16 protein-coding genes and 2 pseudogenes are annotated in these 17,329 nt (G+C 67.6%); 10 read left to right on the plus strand and 8 right to left on the minus strand.

The annotated features are described in order from the left end of the window. Positions 1 to 78: 78 nt before the first annotated feature. The 3 genes and pseudogenes from L5G28_RS15815 to L5G28_RS15825 all read left to right on the plus strand — a co-directional run. Positions 79 to 492, plus strand: a pseudogene (locus L5G28_RS15815) (FAD-dependent oxidoreductase); the annotation flags it as partial. Continuing rightward, entirely contained in the window at positions 479 to 1,843 is a 1,365-nt protein-coding gene (locus tag L5G28_RS15820) for an FAD-binding dehydrogenase (protein ID WP_308191990.1), read from the plus strand. The pseudogene L5G28_RS15815 and the gene L5G28_RS15820, both read left to right, overlap by 14 nt. 278 nt (positions 1,844 to 2,121) lie before the next feature. Further along, on the plus strand, positions 2,122 to 3,240 hold the full coding sequence (locus tag L5G28_RS15825) for a 3-deoxy-7-phosphoheptulonate synthase (RefSeq protein ID WP_237002588.1): 1,119 nt from the start codon (positions 2,122 to 2,124) through the stop codon (positions 3,238 to 3,240). A 63-nt stretch (positions 3,241 to 3,303) separates the two neighbouring features. On the opposite strand, the pseudogene L5G28_RS15830 reads toward L5G28_RS15825, so the two are convergent. The 4 genes and pseudogenes from L5G28_RS15830 to trhA form a co-directional block, all read right to left on the minus strand. Further along, positions 3,304 to 3,530: pseudogene (locus L5G28_RS15830) on the minus strand (molybdopterin cofactor-binding domain-containing protein); the annotation flags it as partial. A gap of 248 nt (positions 3,531 to 3,778) precedes the next feature. Beyond that, positions 3,779 to 5,161: a PepSY-associated TM helix domain-containing protein gene (locus tag L5G28_RS15835; RefSeq protein ID WP_237002364.1), complete on the minus strand. Its 1,383-nt coding sequence runs from the start codon at positions 5,159 to 5,161 to the stop codon at positions 3,779 to 3,781. A gap of 115 nt (positions 5,162 to 5,276) precedes the next feature. Next, on the minus strand, positions 5,277 to 5,783 hold the full coding sequence (locus L5G28_RS15840) for a hypothetical protein (protein ID WP_237002365.1): 507 nt from the start codon (positions 5,781 to 5,783) through the stop codon (positions 5,277 to 5,279). A 39-nt stretch (positions 5,784 to 5,822) separates the two neighbouring features. Then, positions 5,823 to 6,524: a PAQR family membrane homeostasis protein TrhA gene (gene trhA / locus L5G28_RS15845; protein ID WP_372477241.1), complete on the minus strand. Its 702-nt coding sequence runs from the start codon at positions 6,522 to 6,524 to the stop codon at positions 5,823 to 5,825. A 60-nt stretch (positions 6,525 to 6,584) separates the two neighbouring features. On the opposite strand from trhA, the gene L5G28_RS15850 reads away from it, so the two are divergent. Both L5G28_RS15850 and L5G28_RS15855 read left to right on the plus strand, forming a co-directional pair. Next, positions 6,585 to 7,361, plus strand: a complete 777-nt coding sequence (locus L5G28_RS15850) for an isoprenyl transferase (protein ID WP_237002366.1) — start codon at positions 6,585 to 6,587, stop codon at positions 7,359 to 7,361. After that, the gene (locus tag L5G28_RS15855; protein ID WP_237002367.1) at positions 7,358 to 7,843 is read left to right on the plus strand and encodes an aminoacyl-tRNA deacylase; all 486 of its coding nucleotides are present in this window, start codon (positions 7,358 to 7,360) and stop codon (positions 7,841 to 7,843) included. The genes L5G28_RS15850 and L5G28_RS15855 overlap by 4 nt, the downstream gene beginning before the upstream one ends. Before the next feature lie 31 nt (positions 7,844 to 7,874). On the opposite strand, the gene coaA is transcribed toward L5G28_RS15855, so the two are convergent. After that, entirely contained in the window at positions 7,875 to 8,816 is a 942-nt protein-coding gene (gene coaA, locus L5G28_RS15860) for a type I pantothenate kinase (RefSeq protein ID WP_236999751.1), read from the minus strand. Positions 8,817 to 8,887: 71 nt separating this feature from the next. On the opposite strand from coaA, the gene L5G28_RS15865 reads away from it, so the two are divergent. From L5G28_RS15865 to phoH2, 4 genes are all read left to right on the plus strand, one after another. After that, on the plus strand, positions 8,888 to 10,111 hold the full coding sequence (locus tag L5G28_RS15865) for a DUF885 domain-containing protein (protein WP_237002368.1): 1,224 nt from the start codon (positions 8,888 to 8,890) through the stop codon (positions 10,109 to 10,111). Between the two features lie 9 nt (positions 10,112 to 10,120). Further along, positions 10,121 to 11,413, plus strand: a complete 1,293-nt coding sequence (gene glyA, locus L5G28_RS15870) for a serine hydroxymethyltransferase (protein ID WP_236999753.1) — start codon at positions 10,121 to 10,123, stop codon at positions 11,411 to 11,413. Between the two features lie 50 nt (positions 11,414 to 11,463). After that, positions 11,464 to 12,333: an acyl-ACP desaturase gene (locus L5G28_RS15875; protein ID WP_237002369.1), complete on the plus strand. Its 870-nt coding sequence runs from the start codon at positions 11,464 to 11,466 to the stop codon at positions 12,331 to 12,333. Positions 12,334 to 12,597: 264 nt separating this feature from the next. After that, the gene (gene phoH2 / locus L5G28_RS15880) at positions 12,598 to 13,899 is read left to right on the plus strand and encodes an RNA 5'-3' helicase PhoH2 (protein WP_237002370.1); all 1,302 of its coding nucleotides are present in this window, start codon (positions 12,598 to 12,600) and stop codon (positions 13,897 to 13,899) included. Positions 13,900 to 13,926: 27 nt separating this feature from the next. Here phoH2 and L5G28_RS15885 read toward each other — a convergent pair whose 3' ends face one another. Both L5G28_RS15885 and L5G28_RS15890 read right to left on the minus strand, forming a co-directional pair. Further along, a complete protein-coding gene (locus L5G28_RS15885; protein WP_237002371.1) occupies positions 13,927 to 14,784 on the minus strand; it encodes a putative endonuclease domain-containing protein in 858 nt (285 codons plus the stop codon). A 167-nt stretch (positions 14,785 to 14,951) separates the two neighbouring features. Then, positions 14,952 to 15,557 (minus strand): class I SAM-dependent methyltransferase, encoded by a 606-nt coding sequence (locus L5G28_RS15890; protein WP_237002372.1) that lies wholly within the window; start codon positions 15,555 to 15,557, stop codon positions 14,952 to 14,954. A gap of 119 nt (positions 15,558 to 15,676) precedes the next feature. On the opposite strand from L5G28_RS15890, the gene L5G28_RS15895 reads away from it, so the two are divergent. Beyond that, entirely contained in the window at positions 15,677 to 16,546 is an 870-nt protein-coding gene (locus tag L5G28_RS15895) for a L,D-transpeptidase family protein (protein WP_237002590.1), read from the plus strand. A gap of 69 nt (positions 16,547 to 16,615) precedes the next feature. On the opposite strand, the gene L5G28_RS15900 is transcribed toward L5G28_RS15895, so the two are convergent. Beyond that, entirely contained in the window at positions 16,616 to 17,293 is a 678-nt protein-coding gene (locus L5G28_RS15900; RefSeq protein ID WP_237002373.1) for a PIG-L deacetylase family protein, read from the minus strand. Between the last annotated feature and the right edge of the window lie 36 nt (positions 17,294 to 17,329).

The following is a 17,329-nucleotide window of genomic DNA, read 5'->3' on the forward strand; positions in this document are numbered from 1 at the left end:
CCGTTTTCTGATCGACTGATCGACTTCTCGGCTACGGTGTCCGCGACCCCCTTTTCGACGCAGACCCTGGAGACACGCGTGCCCGACGAACACAACGCCGGACCTGACGGATTCCACCGACGAGATGTCCTGATCGGGGGCGGGGTCGCGGCAGGAGGACTGCTCGCGGGTTCGCTCGCGGGCAGCGCGGGCGCTGCACCCCGGCAGGACGCCGACGTCATCGTCGTCGGCCACGGATTGGCGGGCCTCGTCGCCGCGACCGAACTCGCAGCGGCCGGGCGAAGCGTGATCGTCGTCGACCAGGAGTCCCGACAGAATCTCGGCGGGCAGGCACACTGGTCGCTCGGTGGCCTGTTCTTCGTCAACTCGCCGGAACAGCGGATGTGGAACATCAACGACTCCGTCGAACTCGCCAGACAGGACTGGTTCGCGAGCGCGGGCTTCGACCGCGGTCCGCACGACAAGCTCGGCGAGGACTATTGGGCGCGCCAGTGGGCCGAGCACTACCTGGACTTCGCGGCGGGCGAGAAGCGGAGCTGGCTCGAACGCAAAGGCATGCACTGGGTTCCGGTGGTCGGCTGGGCCGAACGCGGTGGCACGTCGGCGAGTAACGCTGGGCACCGGCCCCGGCGTCGTCGAACCGTTCCGCAACGCCGCCCTCGACGCCGAACGCAGACGTCGGATCACGTTCAAGTTCCGTCACCGTGTCGACGAACTCGTCATGAGTGGCGGGCGGATCACCGGGGTGCGCGGCAAACGACTCGTGCCGTCGACCAAGCCGCGCGGTGTCGCCACGTCCCGCGCCACGGCAGGCGACTTCGAACTGCGCGCACCGGTCACGATCGTGGCGTCCGGCGGTATCGGCGCCAACCACGACCTCGTCCGCGCCAACTGGCCGTCCAGGCTCGGTAAGGCGCCGAAGACTCTGATCACCGGTGTGCCCGCGCACGTCGACGGCCGGATGCTCGGCATCGCCGAGGACGCGGGCGCGCGCATCGTCAACCGCGACCGCATGTGGCACTACACCGAAGGGCTCCGCAACCACACGTCCATCTGGCCCGACCACGGCATCCGCGTGCTTGCCGCCCCGTCGTCGATGTGGTTCGACGCCGAAGGCAACCGTTTCGAGAGTCCGGCGTTTCCCAGCTACGACACCATCAAGACGTTGGAGATGATCGGGAAGACCGGCTACGACTACTCGTGGTTCGTCCTCAACAAACGCATCATCGCCAAAGAGTTCGTGCTGTCCGGGTCGGAGCAGAACCCCGAACTCACCCGCAAGGATCTTGCGGCCTATCTCGCCAACCGGGCGCTCGACGACGTGCCGAAGCCGGTGCAGAAGTTCATCGACAAGGGTGTCGACGTCGTCCAGGCCCGCAGCGTCGACGACCTCACCCGCAAGATGAACCGGCTGGCCCGCAACGACCTCATCGATGCCGGGAAGCTGCGCAAGCAGATCGTCGAACGCGACCGCCAGATCGGCAACCCGTACACGAAGGACGCCCAGGTGATGGGTATCCACAATTCGCGGAACTTCCTGGGCGACAACATCGTCCGCACGGTGGAACCCCACCGGATCCTGGACCGGGCAGCCGGTCCGCTGATCGCGATCCGGATGAACATCCTCACCCGCAAGACGCTTGGCGGCCTGCAGACCAACCTCGCGGGCCAGGTGTTGAACGCCGGCGGCGCAGTGGTGCCGGGACTGTACGCGGCGGGCGAGGCGTCGGGTTTCGGCGGAGGCGGCGTCCACGGGTACAACGCGCTCGAGGGCACGTTCCTCGGCGGCTGCCTGTACTCCGGGCGCGTCGCAGGCCGAGCCGCTGGACGTGCGACGGCGTAGCGACAGCGCGGTCGCATTCGACACGTCGTCGACCCGGTGCTACGGTCGACGGCGTGTCGATGACCTCGTATTGGCGTTTCTTTATCCAGGCTCCGGGTGAGCCTGCGATGAAGCGGTAATACGCGCGTCGAAGATCCCGGAGCCTGAAGCAGTGACCGAATCGGTCGCTGCTTCTGTCGTTTCCGGGATCGTCTGCGCGACGTGGAGCGTTTCCGGAGGCGGCGCCGGACACCCATTGCCCCCGCGACCAGCGCACCGAAAGGCCTCAGCACGTGACCATCACGACCCCTCCCGCCACCAGCCCCACAGCAACGACCACCACCGCAACGACGAGCACCACCTCTGACCGGCGGGTGACAGCGTTCTCGCCGATCCCGTCGCCGGACGCGTTGCGCACCGAACTCCCGTTGACGGGGCGGCGCGCCGAGATCGTCGCCCGCGACCGGGACGAGATCGCCGCGATCCTCGCCGGACGCGATGATCGACTGATCGTCGTCGTCGGGCCGTGCTCGGTGCACGACCCGGAAGCCGCCCTCGACTACGCGCGCCGACTCGCGCCGTTGGCCGACGAATACGCCGACTCGCTGAAGATCGTGATGCGCGTGTACTTCGAGAAGCCGCGGACCACGGTCGGATGGAAGGGGCTCATCAACGATCCGGGGATGGACGAGACGTACGACGTCGACCGCGGCCTGCACGTGGCCCGCCGACTCCTCCTCGATGTGATCGACCTCGGCCTGCCCGTCGGCTGCGAGTTCCTGGAACCGACGAGCCCGCAGTACATCGCCGACGCGGTCGCCTGGGGTGCGATCGGCGCACGCACCACCGAGTCGCAGGTGCACCGTCAGCTCGCGTCCGGACTGTCGATGCCGATCGGATTCAAGAACGGGACCGACGGCAACGTGCAGGTCGCGATCGACGGCGCGCAGGCCGCCGCCGCCCCGCACGTGTTCTTCGGTGTCGACGACCAGGGACGCGGCGCCGTCGTCCAGACCTCCGGGAACGAGGACTGCCACATCATCTTGCGCGGCGGTACGCCGGGCCCGAACTACGACGTCGACTCGGTCCTCTCGGCTGCCGACGCGTTGGCGAAGGCAGACCAGTCGCCAAAGGTGATGGTCGACTGTTCGCACGCCAACTCCGGTAAGGATCACGAGCGGCAGGCGGTCGTCGCCGCCGATGTCGCGCAGGCGTTCGCGGCCCGCCGCGCCGCAGGCGAACCGGTCCGGCTGTCCGGCGTCATGCTGGAGAGCTTCATCGAGCCCGGTAACCAGCCGGTCCCAAGCGACGCCGCAGGTCGCGCCGCCCTCGTCTACGGCAAATCCGTGACCGACAAGTGCATGGGTTGGGATGCCAGCGTCGACGTCCTGGCCACCCTCGCGCAGGCCGGACGGTAGGAGTCTCGACGGTCGATCCTCGGCGGGCGGACAAACCTACACCGTTCAGGGGAGGCGTCGCCGTGACATCCCACCGATCAGCTGTGAGCGCAGGGTGCCTGCGTTGATGGCGCGGCCGACGGAGAACACGCCCAACATCCGCGGCACTCGTATCTCGCCGGTGTCGCCGATCTGCACGTCGACCGAGTCGGTGTCGCAGCCGAAGGCGTCGGCCGCGACACCGTCAAGGCGGTCCAGGTGCCGGTGCCGATGTCGGCGGCACCGATCTGCACTGCGTACACGCCGTCGGCGCGCGCCGACTCACCGCAGGCATACCAACGTTGCAGTGCGTCCCAGACTGGCTCGGCGGACGGCACGTCGGTACTCCTGCCCACCCCTGGGGTCCCACCCCTGGGCAGCTGGCGATCATCCTTCCCGCCGGACTACCCCTCGACCAGTCGAACCAAACGCGTGCAGGTGCCGCAAACCCACACCGCTGAGGGGACACGTCGCCGTGACGGTGTCGTAGGCGCTGAGCGGTGTAGGTTTGCGGCCTCGGTCAGTGAGTGGACGTCTCCAACTCCGTGCGGGCGGGCGGCGGCTGCGGGGCGCGTCGGGACCGGTACGCGCCCACTGCCACGTCAATGACCACGAACGCCAGCAGCGGCCAGCCGAGCAGCGGGATGAACCAGCCGACCGCGACGGCGACCGCGGCTAGCGCAACGCTCATGCCGAGCGGGGCGTCGCGCAGCGCGCCAGACGTCGGGGCCTTCCCGACCCTCGAGTTCTTGCCGTGCCGCTGGAACCAGGCGCGATACCCGAGCACGATGATCGTGACCAGCGCGATCATCAGTACGAACAGCACGATCTGATTGGTCACGCCGAACAGCAGGCCCATGTGCAGCGCGATGCCCCAGGTAGCGAGTTTGGCGGCCAGCGGCCAGTCGGCGAAGCGGTTCTCGGAGACCACCGAGTCGGTGGACGGGTCGACGGCCACCTCATCGGGGGAGACCTGCCAGGCACGGCGCACTTCGGCCACGGTGAACGCGGTGGAGGCGTCGGCCGGAAGAGTGATCTCGACGCCGTCGCCCAAGCCCGCGGACCTCGCCAGGGCGAGGGCGGCGTCGATCTTCGGGACGGCCGCTGCCGTGTCGCCCGCCGGGGTCACGCCGCCGCCGTGGCCTGCGTGCTCACCACCGGACGGCGCGGGGGTCGCACTGCCCGGCAGCGCGGCGTTCGTGGCGGGATTGGTCCAGCTCAGCGCGCTGCGCAACGCGGTGACGTTCCCTCCCGCGTAGGTCGACCAGGTGAGTCCCGTCGCCGACAGGAACAGCAGTCCGGCGGCGATCCACACGCCGATCGTCTGGTGCCTGCTGACCGTTCGGGCTCGGCCCGTCTTCCGTCGCTTTGTCCGAGTGCGGGTGAACCAGAGGACGAGGCCCGCGAGTGCGATCACCCACAGCCACGACGCGGCGAGCTCGCTGTACAGTCGGCCGACGTCGCCCAGATGCAGGTCGCGGTGCAGACGGTCGAGCCACTGCCGCACGGGCAGGGCGAAACCGCTGCCGTACACCGGGAGATCGCCGAGCGTCTGGCCCGTGATCGGGTCGACGAAGACGGCGCGGCGCACCGATTCGCCGAGCATCGGATCGTCGAAGATCACCGCGGTCGTGTCGCCCGGCTCGGCGGGCGGTCGGACGGCGGTCACGGTGCCCTCGGGCAGCGTCGTCTGCGCGGAGTGCACCTGGGTGGCCAGTGGAGTCGGCTGCCCGGTCTCGGACGTGTGCAACTGACCGCGGTAGACGACGTTCTCGATCGACGGCGACAGCGCGTACAACGCGCCCGTCACCGCAGCGACGAGGAGGAACGGGGCCACGAGGACACCCGCGTAGAAGTGGAGTCGATGCAGCATGCGGGTACCCGCACGCCGGTATGCAGACATGGTGAGGAGAGCCTTTCGCGTGAAGTGTCGTCAGGCTGCTGGATCGATCGAGTGCAGTCGACGAGCCACAGCAGCCTGCCGGATCGACGATGTCGATCCGGTGAGTCGAAGAGCTTCAGCGAACGGGTGGCCCTCGGAGCCCGACGGCCCCCAGATGGAGGTGGACGACGCGGGCGGCGACCTCGGGCACCACGGTGGGTCGAGTCGTCGAGCGGCGCATGCCGCGGTACGTCAGCAGCGAGACGACCACGACGATCACGTCACGCAGTGTCGACGCGAGTGCTTCGAGCGCGGCGATCGCAGCGAGTGCCGCCAGGGTGCCGAGAGCGTGGGTCACCGCCATCGACGGCTGAATCAGGTCATGGTGGTGGCCCGACAAGAGGACGAGCAGAAGGTGAACGGCGCCCTGCCCGACGATGAGCGCGGCGAGATGCGGGAGACGGGGCGTTGCGGCGACGGTGGTGCCGATCGCGGCTGCCGCCCCGATCACGACGAGCAGTGTCGACGTCGACGGGAGCATTCCCTGGGCGGCGCCGTGCGCCGCGATCCCGGTCAGTGCGCAAGCCCCGCCGACGATTCCGCCGCGCATCCGCGCGGGGACCTGGTTGGCGGGTACGGGCACGCGCTGAGCTTACGGGAACCTCGGCCGGAGACGGCAGGCTCAGCCGAGCACGACCAGCCAGACGGCGATGTAGTGCAGCAGTGCGGCTACCGCGGTGCAGGCGTGGAACACCTCGTGGTGGCCGAAGGTCCCCGGCCACGGTTCGGGCCAGCGCAGTGCGAACAGGACGCCGCCGATGCTGTAGAAGACGCCGCCGACGGCCAGCAGGACCAGGACGGCCACCCCGACGTTGTGCACGAGGGTGGGCAGGACGGCGACGATCACCCAGCCGAGCAGGATGTAGAGGATCACGCCCAGCCAGCGCGGCGAGCCCGGCCACAGCAGCTTCAGCGTGACCCCGGCGAGTGCGCCGCACCAGACGATGCCGAGCACCCACCAGCGGGCGGGGCTGTCCAGCCCCATCATGCAGAACGGCGTGTACGTGCCCGCGATGAACACGAAGATCATCGAGTGATCGGCCCGCTTCATCGCGACCCGGTGGGCGGGCGACGTCCAGTTGACGCGGTGGTAGACGCTACTCACCGTGAACAGGGCGCAGATCGTGATCACGTAGACGATCACCGAGACGAGCGGTCCGACGGTGCGCAGCATCGCGGTGCCGACGATCAGCATCACGCCGATGGCGGCGGCGATCACCGACGAGTACTTGTGGATCACTCCGCGTAGTCGTGGCCTGCCGGCGACGTCCAGCTCAGGGGCGGCGGCCGGGGCGGGCTGCTCGGCGTCGGACAGGTCCATCATGACACCTACGATACCGTAAGTTTCGCGTCGGTAACTTGCTCCACGCGTAACATCGCCAACGTGAAACTGCTTCCCGACGCTCTCCGAAGTGGCATGTACCGAGTCTACGAGGGTCGACTCGTACAGCTGATGGATCCGGACCGGATGCCACGGCACGTCGCCATCATCTGCGACGGCAATCGCCGGTGGGCGCGCGAAGCGGGTTTCGACGATGTCAGCCACGGGCACCGCGTGGGAGCCAAGCGGATCGCGGACATGCTCAGCTGGTGCAGCGAACTCGGGATCGGCGGGGTCACCATCTACCTCCTGTCGACGGAAAACCTGTCGCGCGAGTCCGAAGAGCTCGACGCGCTGATGCAGATCGTCCCCGACATCGTCGACGAGATCTCGCACGGCGACTGGCGGGTGCGGATCGTCGGAAACCTCGACAGTCTGCCCGCACCGGTCGCCGACCGTCTGCGTGACGCGTCGGCGCGCACCGACGGACTCTCCGGGATGAACGTCAACGTCGCCGTCGGCTACGGCGGGCGTCAAGAGATCGTCGACGCCGTGCAGAAACTGCTGGCCGAAGCCGCAGCGAGAGGTGCGACGCCCGCCGAGATGATCGAAGCCGTGTCGGTCGCCGGAATCGACGCCAACCTGTACACGTCCGGGCAGCCCGACCCGGACCTGGTGATCCGCACGTCCGGCGAGCAGCGGTTGAGCGGGTTCCTGCTGTGGCAGAGCGCGTACTCGGAGATCTGGTTCACCGACGCGTACTGGCCCGAGTTCCGTCGTGTCGACTTCCTGCGCGCACTGCGCGACTACGCCGCCCGCAACCGCCGATTCGGCAAGTGAGCGCGTCCACCCCGGCGATCGCCGCGCTGGAGAAGGCGGGCATCGACTTCACGGTCCACAGCTACACCCACGATCGCCGCAGCACCGATTACGGCGCCGAAGCCGTCGAGGCGATGGCCGCGCGCGGATTCGCCGCCGACCAGATCTTCAAGACACTCGTGGTCGATCTCGGCGACGGTTTCGGTGTCGCGGTGGCGCCCGTGCCGGAGAAGCTGTCGTTGAAGGCCGTCGCCCGCGTGCTCGGTGCGTCGAAGGCGGTCATGGCCGACGCCGCGAAAGCCTCCCGCGCCACCGGGTACGTCCTGGGCGGCGTCTCGCCCGTCGGGCAGAAGACAGCACTGCCGACCGTCGTCGACGAGACCGTCGTCCTGTGGGACTCGATCCTGTGCAGTGCCGGGCGGCGCGGCCTGGAGGTCGAACTGTCGCCCGCCGACTTGGTGGCCGCGACCGGAGCCGCGGTCGCGGCGATCACGGCCGGATAGAAGCTCGACCAGCCGCGACAGCAGCCGCCCGCTACAGCTTGCGTAGACGGACCTTGTTGATCGAGTGGTCGCGGTCTTTGCGGAGGACCAGCGTCGCGCGGGGCCGCGTCGGCAGGACGTTCTCGATGAGGTTCGGGCGGTTGATCGACGTCCAGATGTCGCGGGCCGCGATCTTGGCCTGCTGGTCGGTCAACGACGCGTAGTGGTGGAAGTGCGAGTTCGGGTTCTGGAACGCGGTACTGCGCATCTGCAGGAAACGCGAGATGTACCAGCGTTCGATGTCTGAGGTCTTCGCATCCACGTAGATCGAGAAGTCGAAGAGGTCCGAGACGGTCAACGTCGGACCGGTCTGCAAGACGTTCAAGCCTTCGACGATCAGAATGTCGGGTTGCCGGATCTCGATGAACGCGTCCGGCACGATGTCGTAGCTGACGTGCGAGTACACCGGAGCAGTCACCAGCGATGCGCCCGACTTGACCTCGGTGACGAATCGCAACAGCGCGCGCCGGTCGTACGACTCGGGGAAGCCCTTGCGGTGCATGATGCCGCGCCGCTCCAACTCCGCGGTCGGGTAGAGGAAACCGTCGGTCGTCACCAGGTCGACCTTCGGGTGAGTCTCCCAGCGCGACAACAGTTTCGCCATGACGCGCGCCGTCGTCGACTTGCCGACCGCGACACTGCCCGCAATGCCGATGACGAACGGCACCTGACGGTTGCGTTGATGCTCGCCGAGGAACGTGCTGGTCGCCGCGAACAGGCGACGGCGTGCCTCCACCTGCATGTGGATGAGACGCGAGATCGGCAGATAGACCTCGGCGACCTCGGTGAGGTCGATCTGTTCACCCAGGCCGACGAGCTCTTCGAGTTCCGCCTCGGTGAGCACCATCGGCATCGACTGCCGCAGTTCACGCCACTGCTTGCGGTCGAGTTCGAGGTACAGGCCGGGGTCGCGGTCACTGGAATGGCGCGCCATTGGAGTAACGCTACAGCGCGGGCGATGAGTGCGACATGCCCGGCACTGTGTAGGCAACTACCCTGTGTCGCATGACTGTCCCCGCGCGCTCGTCCGATGACCCGGTCGTCGAATACCTCCGTATCGGGCTGGCATTCGACCGGCTCGAAGAAGGTTTCGTCGACGCATACACCGGCGACCCGGCGTTGCGCGCCGACGCGCAGAACGCGCCGCGGCCCGACCCCGCCGATCTCGCCGCCCGAGCGCGCGCACTGCTGAGTCGACTGCCGGACGGGCTGCCCGCCGACCGCGCCGAGTTCGTCGGCTCCCACGTCTGGGCGCTCGAATGCTCGGCTCGCAAGTTCGCGGGGGAGGACATCGGCTTCGTCGACGAGGTGCGCGCCTACTTCGACGTCGACATCGCGCCCGCCGACCCCGCGACCTACCGGCAGGCGCACGCCGACCTCGCCGAAGCACTCGGGGTGCCGGGAGCGACCGGCGACGCCCTCCGCGACGAGTACCAGCGATACCGCCGAGCAGAGGAGATCCCGGCGCACCTCACCGAACCGCTGATCGCCGCGTTCGCCAGCAGCCTGCGCGACGTCGTTCGCGCCGAGTTCCCGATCCCGGCCAGCGAAGTCGTGGACTTCGACGTCGTCTCCGACAAACCGTGGTCGGGCTTCAACTACTACCTGGGCGACTACCGGTCGACCGTCGCCGTCAACACCGACCTGCCGCAGCATCTGTCGGGGCTGCCCGGCCTGATCGCGCACGAGGCGTACCCCGGCCACCACACCGAACACTGCCGAAAAGAACAGAGACTCGTCGGCACCGGACAGCTCGAACACCAGATCTTCCTCGTCAACACACCGCAGTGTCTGATGGCCGAAGGCCTCGCCGACCACGCGCTCGCCGCCGCGATGAGCAGCACCTGGCAGGAGTGGGCCGCCGAGATCTACGCCGACTTCGGTCTGCGGTTCGACGCCGAGAAGGCTCGCGCAGTGTCGGCCGCGACTGCGGGGCTGCTCACCGTCCGGCAGGACGCCGCGCTCCTCCTGCACGACACGCACGCCGACGCCGACACCGTCGCCGCCTTCCTGCAGCAGTGGCTGCTGGTGAACCCCGACCGCGCACGGCAACAACTGCGGTTCCTCACCTCGCCGCTGTGGCGCGCCTACATCTCCACATATGTCGAGGGATACCAACTGCTCGGGCGGTGGCTCGACGACGCGCCGGGCGCTCGGCTCGCACGATTCGGTCGACTGCTCGACGAACCTCTCACCCCTGCGGTTCTCCGTACCGAACTGTCGATTTAGACTAAGATCATGAGCCTGTTCACGCAGTCCCTGGCCGATCTCGACCCCGATGTGGCTGCCGCCATGAACGGCGAGTTGTCCCGCCAGCGCGACACCCTCGAAATGATCGCTTCGGAGAACTTCGTGCCGCGCGCCGTCCTGCAGGCGCAGGGCAGCGTGCTCACCAACAAGTACGCCGAGGGGTACCCGGGACGCCGCTACTACGGCGGCTGCGAATACGTCGACGTCGTCGAAGACATCGCGCGCAACCGGGCCAAAGAACTGTTCGGCGCCGAGTTCGCAAACGTCCAGCCGCACGCGGGTGCGCAGGCCAATGCCGCTGTCCTGCAGGCACTCATGGAGCCGGGCGAGACGCTGCTCGGGCTCGACCTCGCGCACGGCGGGCACCTCACCCACGGTATGCGCCTGAACTTCTCGGGCAAACTCTACGAGAACGCCTTCTACGGGGTCAGCAAGGAAGACTTCCGCATCGACATGGACGAGGTGCGCAAGATCGCCCTCGACGCCAAGCCGAAGGTCATCGTCGCCGGCTGGTCGGCCTACCCGCGGACCCTGGACTTCGCGGCGTTCCGGGCGATCGCCGACGAGGTCGGCGCCTACCTGTGGGTCGACATGGCGCACTTCGCGGGCCTGGTCGCCGCCGGACTGCATCCGAACCCGGTCGAGCACGCCGACGTCGTCTCGACCACCGTCCACAAGACTCTCGGCGGCCCGCGCTCGGGCATGATCCTCGCCAAGAAGGAGTGGGCCAAGAAGCTCAACTCGGCGGTCTTCCCGGGCCAGCAGGGCGGTCCGCTCATGCACGCCGTCGCCGCTAAGGCCGTCGCACTCAAGGTCGCGGGCACCGAGGAGTTCGCCGAGCGTCAGCGTCGCACCCTGTCGGGCGCCAAAATCCTCGCCGATCGCCTCCTCGCCGACGACACCGCGAAGGCCGGCGTCACCGTCCTCACCGGCGGCACCGACGTCCACCTGGTGCTCGTCGATCTGCGCGACTCCGACCTCGACGGGCAGCAGGCCGAGGACCTCCTCCACGAGGTCGGCATCACCGTCAACCGCAACGCGGTGCCGTTCGACCCGCGCCCGCCGATGGTCACGTCCGGTCTGCGCATCGGCACCCCGGCGCTGGCCACTCGCGGCTTCGGCGACACCGAGTTCGCCGAGGTCGCCGACATCATCGGGACCGCGCTCGCGGCAGGCAAGTCGGCAGACGTCACCGCCCTCCGCGCCCGCGTCAGCGCGCTGGCCCTCGACTTCCCGCTCTACGATGGACTCGAGGACTGGGGTCTGATGAGCGGTCGGTAACCCGATCGCCGATAACCGGTTTCCGTCGAACGTCGATTAGGGTGGTTCACGTGCCAGCACTTAGTGAAGACGAGTTGATCACCGCACTGGAGAAGGCGCTCCCCGAGATCGCCGAAGAACATGCGGAAGCAGCCCTGCACTGGAATCCGGGCGACTGGGTTCCGTGGGACAAGGGCCGCAACTTCGCGTTCCTCGGCGGCGAGGACTTCGAGCCCGGTCAGGAGACGCTGTCGCCGACCGCGGCCGCAGGCCTGCTCGCGCTGCTGCTGACGAAAGACAACCTGCCGTCGATCCACCGGGTCCTCTCGATCCACTTCCCGCCGTTCTCGGATTGGCGGCAGTTGATCGGCGTGTGGACGGCCGAGGACAACCGGCATTCGATCGTGCTGCGCGACTACCTCGTCGTGACCCGCGCGATGGATCCGGTCGACGCGGAGAACCGGCGTCGCATCCATGTCGTCGCCGGATGGAAGCAGACTCCCGAAGGCATCGAGGGGCTCGGCCCGCTCGACGTTCTCGCGATCCTCGCCGTCCACGAGAACCAGTGCGCGCACTTCATCACCAACCTGATCGAGTACGCTGAAGATCCTGACCTCGTCACCATCCTGGAGAAGATCCGGACCGACGACGCCGCGCAGGCCGCCATGTTCCAGGCGTACCTGATGGCCGGTGCCGTCGCCGACCAGGAGGCGACAGTCCTCGCCGTCGACCGGGCCCTCGCGGGCATCGAGCACATCGGTTCGGACATCGCCGACTTCGATGCGCAACGCGAATACATCAGCGACTTCGAAGACGTCGCGTCCGACGCTGCCATCGCAGCCAAGCTCGCACAGGAACTCAAACTCGAGAGTCTGCAGAGCCTGAGCGACGAAGCGCAGGCCGCACGTGCCCGGATCCTGGAGCGTGCCGCAGGCCACTGAGCTCGGACACGACTCAGTAACCGGACGTTCACTGACACGCAGAGCTGCGTTGACAGGTTCGTGGTGTGACGCGGCGTACGTTGGGTCGTGACGGGCCGTGGGGAAGCGGTTCGTTCGGGAGGTTCGATTCGTGGACGATCACGTCACGAGAGGACCGGCCCCGGTCCTCGCCTACGCGGCCTGAACTACAGGCTGCACGGCACGAACCGGCCGGCCGGAGACACTCGGTCCGTGCGGGAGCCGCACGGCGCCAAGGAGCCAGACGTGACCGCACGCACCTACGTCCTCGACACCTCTGTCCTGCTCTCCGATCCGTGGGCAGTGACTCGCTTCGCCGAGCACCATGTGGTTCTGCCACTGGTCGTGATCAGCGAACTCGAGGGCAAACGCCACCACAGCGAACTCGGCTGGTTTGCACGCCAAGCCCTCCGTCTGCTCGACGACATGCGCGTCGAACACGGTCGGCTCGACGCCCCGCTGCCGGTCGGTGACGACGGCGGGACCGTCCAGGTGGAGCTCAACCACACCGATCCTGCGGTGCTGCCCGCCGGGTTCCGCAACGACACCAACGACTCGCGGATCCTCGCCTGCGCGCTCAACCTGCGAGCCGAAGACCGTGACGTCACCCTCGTCTCCAAAGACACGCCGCTGCGTGTCAAAGCGGGAGCCGTCGGACTCGCCGCCGACGAGTACCACGCCCAGGACGTCGTCGTCTCCGGATGGAGCGGGATGGCCGAGCTCGATGTCGTCGACTCCGACGTCGACACCCTGTTCGCCGACGGCGTCGTCGACGTCGACGACGCACGTGACCTGCCGTGCAACACCGGCGTCCGCCTCGTCGGCGCCGGCAACAGCGCGCTCGGCCGGGTCACCGACACCAAACAGGTCCAGTTGGTCCGCGGCGACCGGGAAGTGTTCGGTCTGCGAGGCCGGTCCGCCGAACAGCGCGTCGCCCTCGATCTGCTGCTCGACGAGTCGGTCGGCATCGTCTCCCTCGGCGGCAAGGCAGGAACCGGAAAGTCGGCGCTCGCCCTGTGCGCCGGACTCGAAGCAGTCCTGGAACGTCGCACGCAGCGGAAAGTCGTGGTGTTCCGGCCGCTCTACGCGGTCGGCGGACAGAACCTCGGGTATCTGCCCGGCAGCGAGCAGGACAAGATGGGGCCGTGGGCGCAGGCCGTCTTCGACACACTCGAGGGTCTCGTCTCCACCGAGGTCATCGACGAGGTGCTCTCCCGCGGCATGCTCGAAGTGCTCCCGCTCACGCACATCCGCGGCCGCTCCCTGCACGATTCGTACGTCATCGTCGACGAGGCACAGTCGCTCGAACGGAACGTGCTGCTCACCGTCCTATCCCGGTTGGGGTCGGGGTCGAGGGTGGCGCTCACACACGACGTCGCCCAGCGCGACAATCTGCGCGTCGGCCGGCACGACGGTGTCGCCGCCGTGATCGAGAAGCTAAAGGGACACCCGTTGTTCGCGCACGTCACGCTCACCCGCAGCGAACGGTCGCCGATCGCGGCCCTCGTCACCGACATGCTGGAGGAGTTCGCACCCGGGGCGCCGTAACCTACACCGCTCGGCCCGGACATTGGTCTATCGATCGATGTCCGGGCTGAGCGGTGTAGGTCGTGCGAGCTGGGAGGGCCGCAGGTGCGCGCCGTTGCGGATCGCGGTCATGATCCGACGGTCGGTTGCGGCTCGGTCGAACACCACTTGTTCGTAACTGAACGCGAGCGGCGTATATCCACGGAGGTGCGCGTCCGCGAAGCGGATGCGGTCGCGAGTGAACATCGGCTTGCCGCCGTGGTACTCGTAGCCGTCGATCTCGATGATCAGCCATTCTCCGACGAGGATGTCGACTCGTCCGACTCCGTCGATCTGCACTTGGATGTCGAGCTTCACGTGCTTGTTGCGGAGTCGGAAGCGGATCATCGACTCGGGGCCGGACTCGGCCCGGGCGTCGAGCATCGACAGCAGCCGTTGGAGGCATCCGGGCGCAGCCCGAAACAGGTACTCGATCTCATCGAACGTCATCAGGCGCAGATGGAGAATCGAGTCGCACACCACGACGAAACCCTCGGCGTCGAGGCAACGGGCCGCATAGGTGAGCGCGGTCGGAACGTCGTCCATCGCGCCGTACTCGGGTTCGGGGCGTCCGAAGCGTCGACAGAACGGACCCTTCCGATTGCGGGTCGCCCACTGATTTCCGCGAACGTGCAGATCGATGTCCTCCGGGACCCACACTCCGTGTCTCTTCAGTGCGGACACGCAACTCAGGACACCGCCACGCTTCACCGCGAGGACCTGGTCCGCCGGAGCATTGCCGACCCTGATCCAGCCTTTCCGGATCGGTTCGGCCTTCTCCTCTCTGATCAGTCGTGCGACTGCTGCCGGGCCAAGCGTCTGGCGCAGGCTCTTGGTCGGGTACACACCTGCCGGAATCGGTTCCATGCCAGCACCGTGGCATGACGACGCCGATCAGATAGGTACTAATCGGACATTGGTCGGCATCTGGGGAATCTCTGACGACTATCCACAAGTCGACGTGCGGTGGCGACCTACACCGCACAGGGCGTGCAGTGACCCATATGTGAATGTCCGCGCTGTCCGGTGTAGGTTTACGCGCGCCGCAGGATCGACACCGCGAAGTCGGCGTCGTCGTGCCACGGCCGGACGTCCCACGTGGACAGTCGGAGGTCCAGTCGGAGGCTTGTCTCGGCGAGTGCGGCGTCGAACGCGACGATCGGCAGCTTCTCCGTGTGGAAACCGACGGCGATGAAGCCGCCGTCGGCGAGGTGGTCGGCGAGTCGGTTCAGCACGAGCGCCTCGGTGTCGGGTGCGACGAACGCGAGTACGTTTCCCGCGCAGACGATTGCGTCGAACTCGCGGCGGGATCGATCGTCCGCGTGGAGGTCGAGAGTCGCCAGGTCGTGGACCTGCCAGTCCGGTCCCGGGTAGTCGGTCATCGCGGCCTCGATGAGGACGGGATCGACGTCCACGCCGACGACGTCGTGTCCCACCGAGTGCAGGTATCCGCCGACGCGGCCGGGTCCGCATCCGGCATCGAGAATCCGCGACGACCTGGCCGCCATCGCATCGATGAGTCGGGCTTCGCCGAACAGGTCCGCGCCGTCGGCGGCCATCGAGCGGAAACGCTCGACGTACCACTCGCTGTGTCCTGGGTCCGTGTCGGTGATCCAGCGGGGAGGGGGAGGGGTGGTCATGACTCCGACCATAGCCGCCGGTCATCGCGTTGCGGAAAGGTGACGATGCTCTCGCAGGGTGGCGGAGTGTCCATAACCGCTGGCACACTGGGGTGGTGCTGAAGTTACTGATGAGGCGAATGTGGCAAGTGGGACTGCTGATGGTGGCGAGTATCGTCGCCCTGGTAGTCGGGACCGGGCAGGCGTCCGCCGCGCCGACGACGCCCGATTCCACACCGAATACCGACGTGACGTCGCTGATCGACGGCATCCTGAAGAACTTCCAGATCCCCGGCGTGCCGTCGGCGCCCGGTAAGGCCGTCGACAACACCGGCCAAATGATCGTCGTGACCGCGCCGGTCGCGTCGTCGCAGACCGCTACGCTCACCGGATTCGAGAAAGACGCGGAGGGCGTGTGGAAGCCGGCCGAGGGAATCGGTCCGGTGAAGGCGTACCTCGGCGAGAAGGGCATGGGTAAGGCGCAGGACAACGTGTACCGCACGCCGCAGGGCACGTTCCCGCTCGACCAGGCTTTCGGCCGCCAGGCGAATCCGGGCACCAAGATGCCGTACTTCCAGGCGAACCAGCAGGACTGGTGGGATGCGAACCCGAAGTCGCCGACCTACAACCAGCACGTCAAGCAGACGAAGAGCCCCGGCGGCGACAGCGAGAACCTGTACGACATGGGGCCCGTGTACGACTACGCCGTCAACATCAACCACAATCCGACGCGCACCCCGGGCGACGCGTCCGCGATCTTCCTGCACGTCGACAACGGCGAGCCGACGTGGGGCTGCGTCGCGACCGAGCGCCAGACGATGGTCAACATCCTCAAGTGGCTCGACCCGGCGAAGAACCCGAAGATCACGATCGGCGTGAACGTCGACGCGCCCGATCAGGCTCCGAAGGCCGAGACCAGCCCGAACGGTGACGTCCTCGGCGGCCTGCTCGGCAACCTCGCCGCGCTGCTCCCGGACACTCTGCGCTCGCTCATCCCCAGCGGCAGCTGACGCCGCACCGACCCTTCAGCGACCCGAGGCCGCACGCGATCCCGCGTGCGGCCTCGGGGCTTTCTGTCGCTATGCGGTGCCGCGCAGGAGCTCGAATCCGGAGGCGCGAGCGGCGTCGAAATCGTCGATCGGGCGGGTGCCGCGGTCGACCTGGAACGTCGCCTGCTCGACGACGGGTGTCTGTGGGTCGAGGACCTCCAGGTAGACGCGGTGGCATTCGAGTGCGCGGATCGCGGTGTCGGTGAATCCTTCGACGTCGGCGGCGTGCGTGATGTTCGGTCCGTTGCAGAACAGTGCGCGAGGCGCGGTCTCCAGCGCATCGAACGCTTCGACGACCGCATCGGAGAACTGCATGTGATCGCGCTGGTTGGGCACTCCGGGCACCCATTCGGGGCCGCCGAACAAGCTGAGGACGATTTCGGGCCGGATGCGCTCGATGGTCTCGGCGACTTTTGCGCGGAGCTCGGGGGTATTGAAGATCTCGCTGTCGGGGAAGCCCCAGAACTCGACCTCGTCGACGCCGACCACTGCCGCCGACGCGATCTGCTCGCCTTCGCGCAGCGGGCCGCACTCCGCGGGCGGCATGCCCTGGATTCCTGCTTCTCCGCTGGTGGCGAGCGCGTACACGACTCGCTTGCCCTGTGACGTCCACCGGGCGACGGCAGCCGCCATCCCGTACTCCGGGTCGTCGGGGTGGGCGACGAGGACGAGAGCGGTCGACCAGTTCTCCGGGAAAATCTCAGTCATGGGCCGAGGGTACGCTGGGCAGGCCGGGCCCGGCAC

Origin of the sequence: Gordonia liuliyuniae (assembly GCF_021739025.1) — a bacterium.
GTDB lineage: Bacteria > Actinomycetota > Actinomycetes > Mycobacteriales > Mycobacteriaceae > Gordonia > Gordonia liuliyuniae.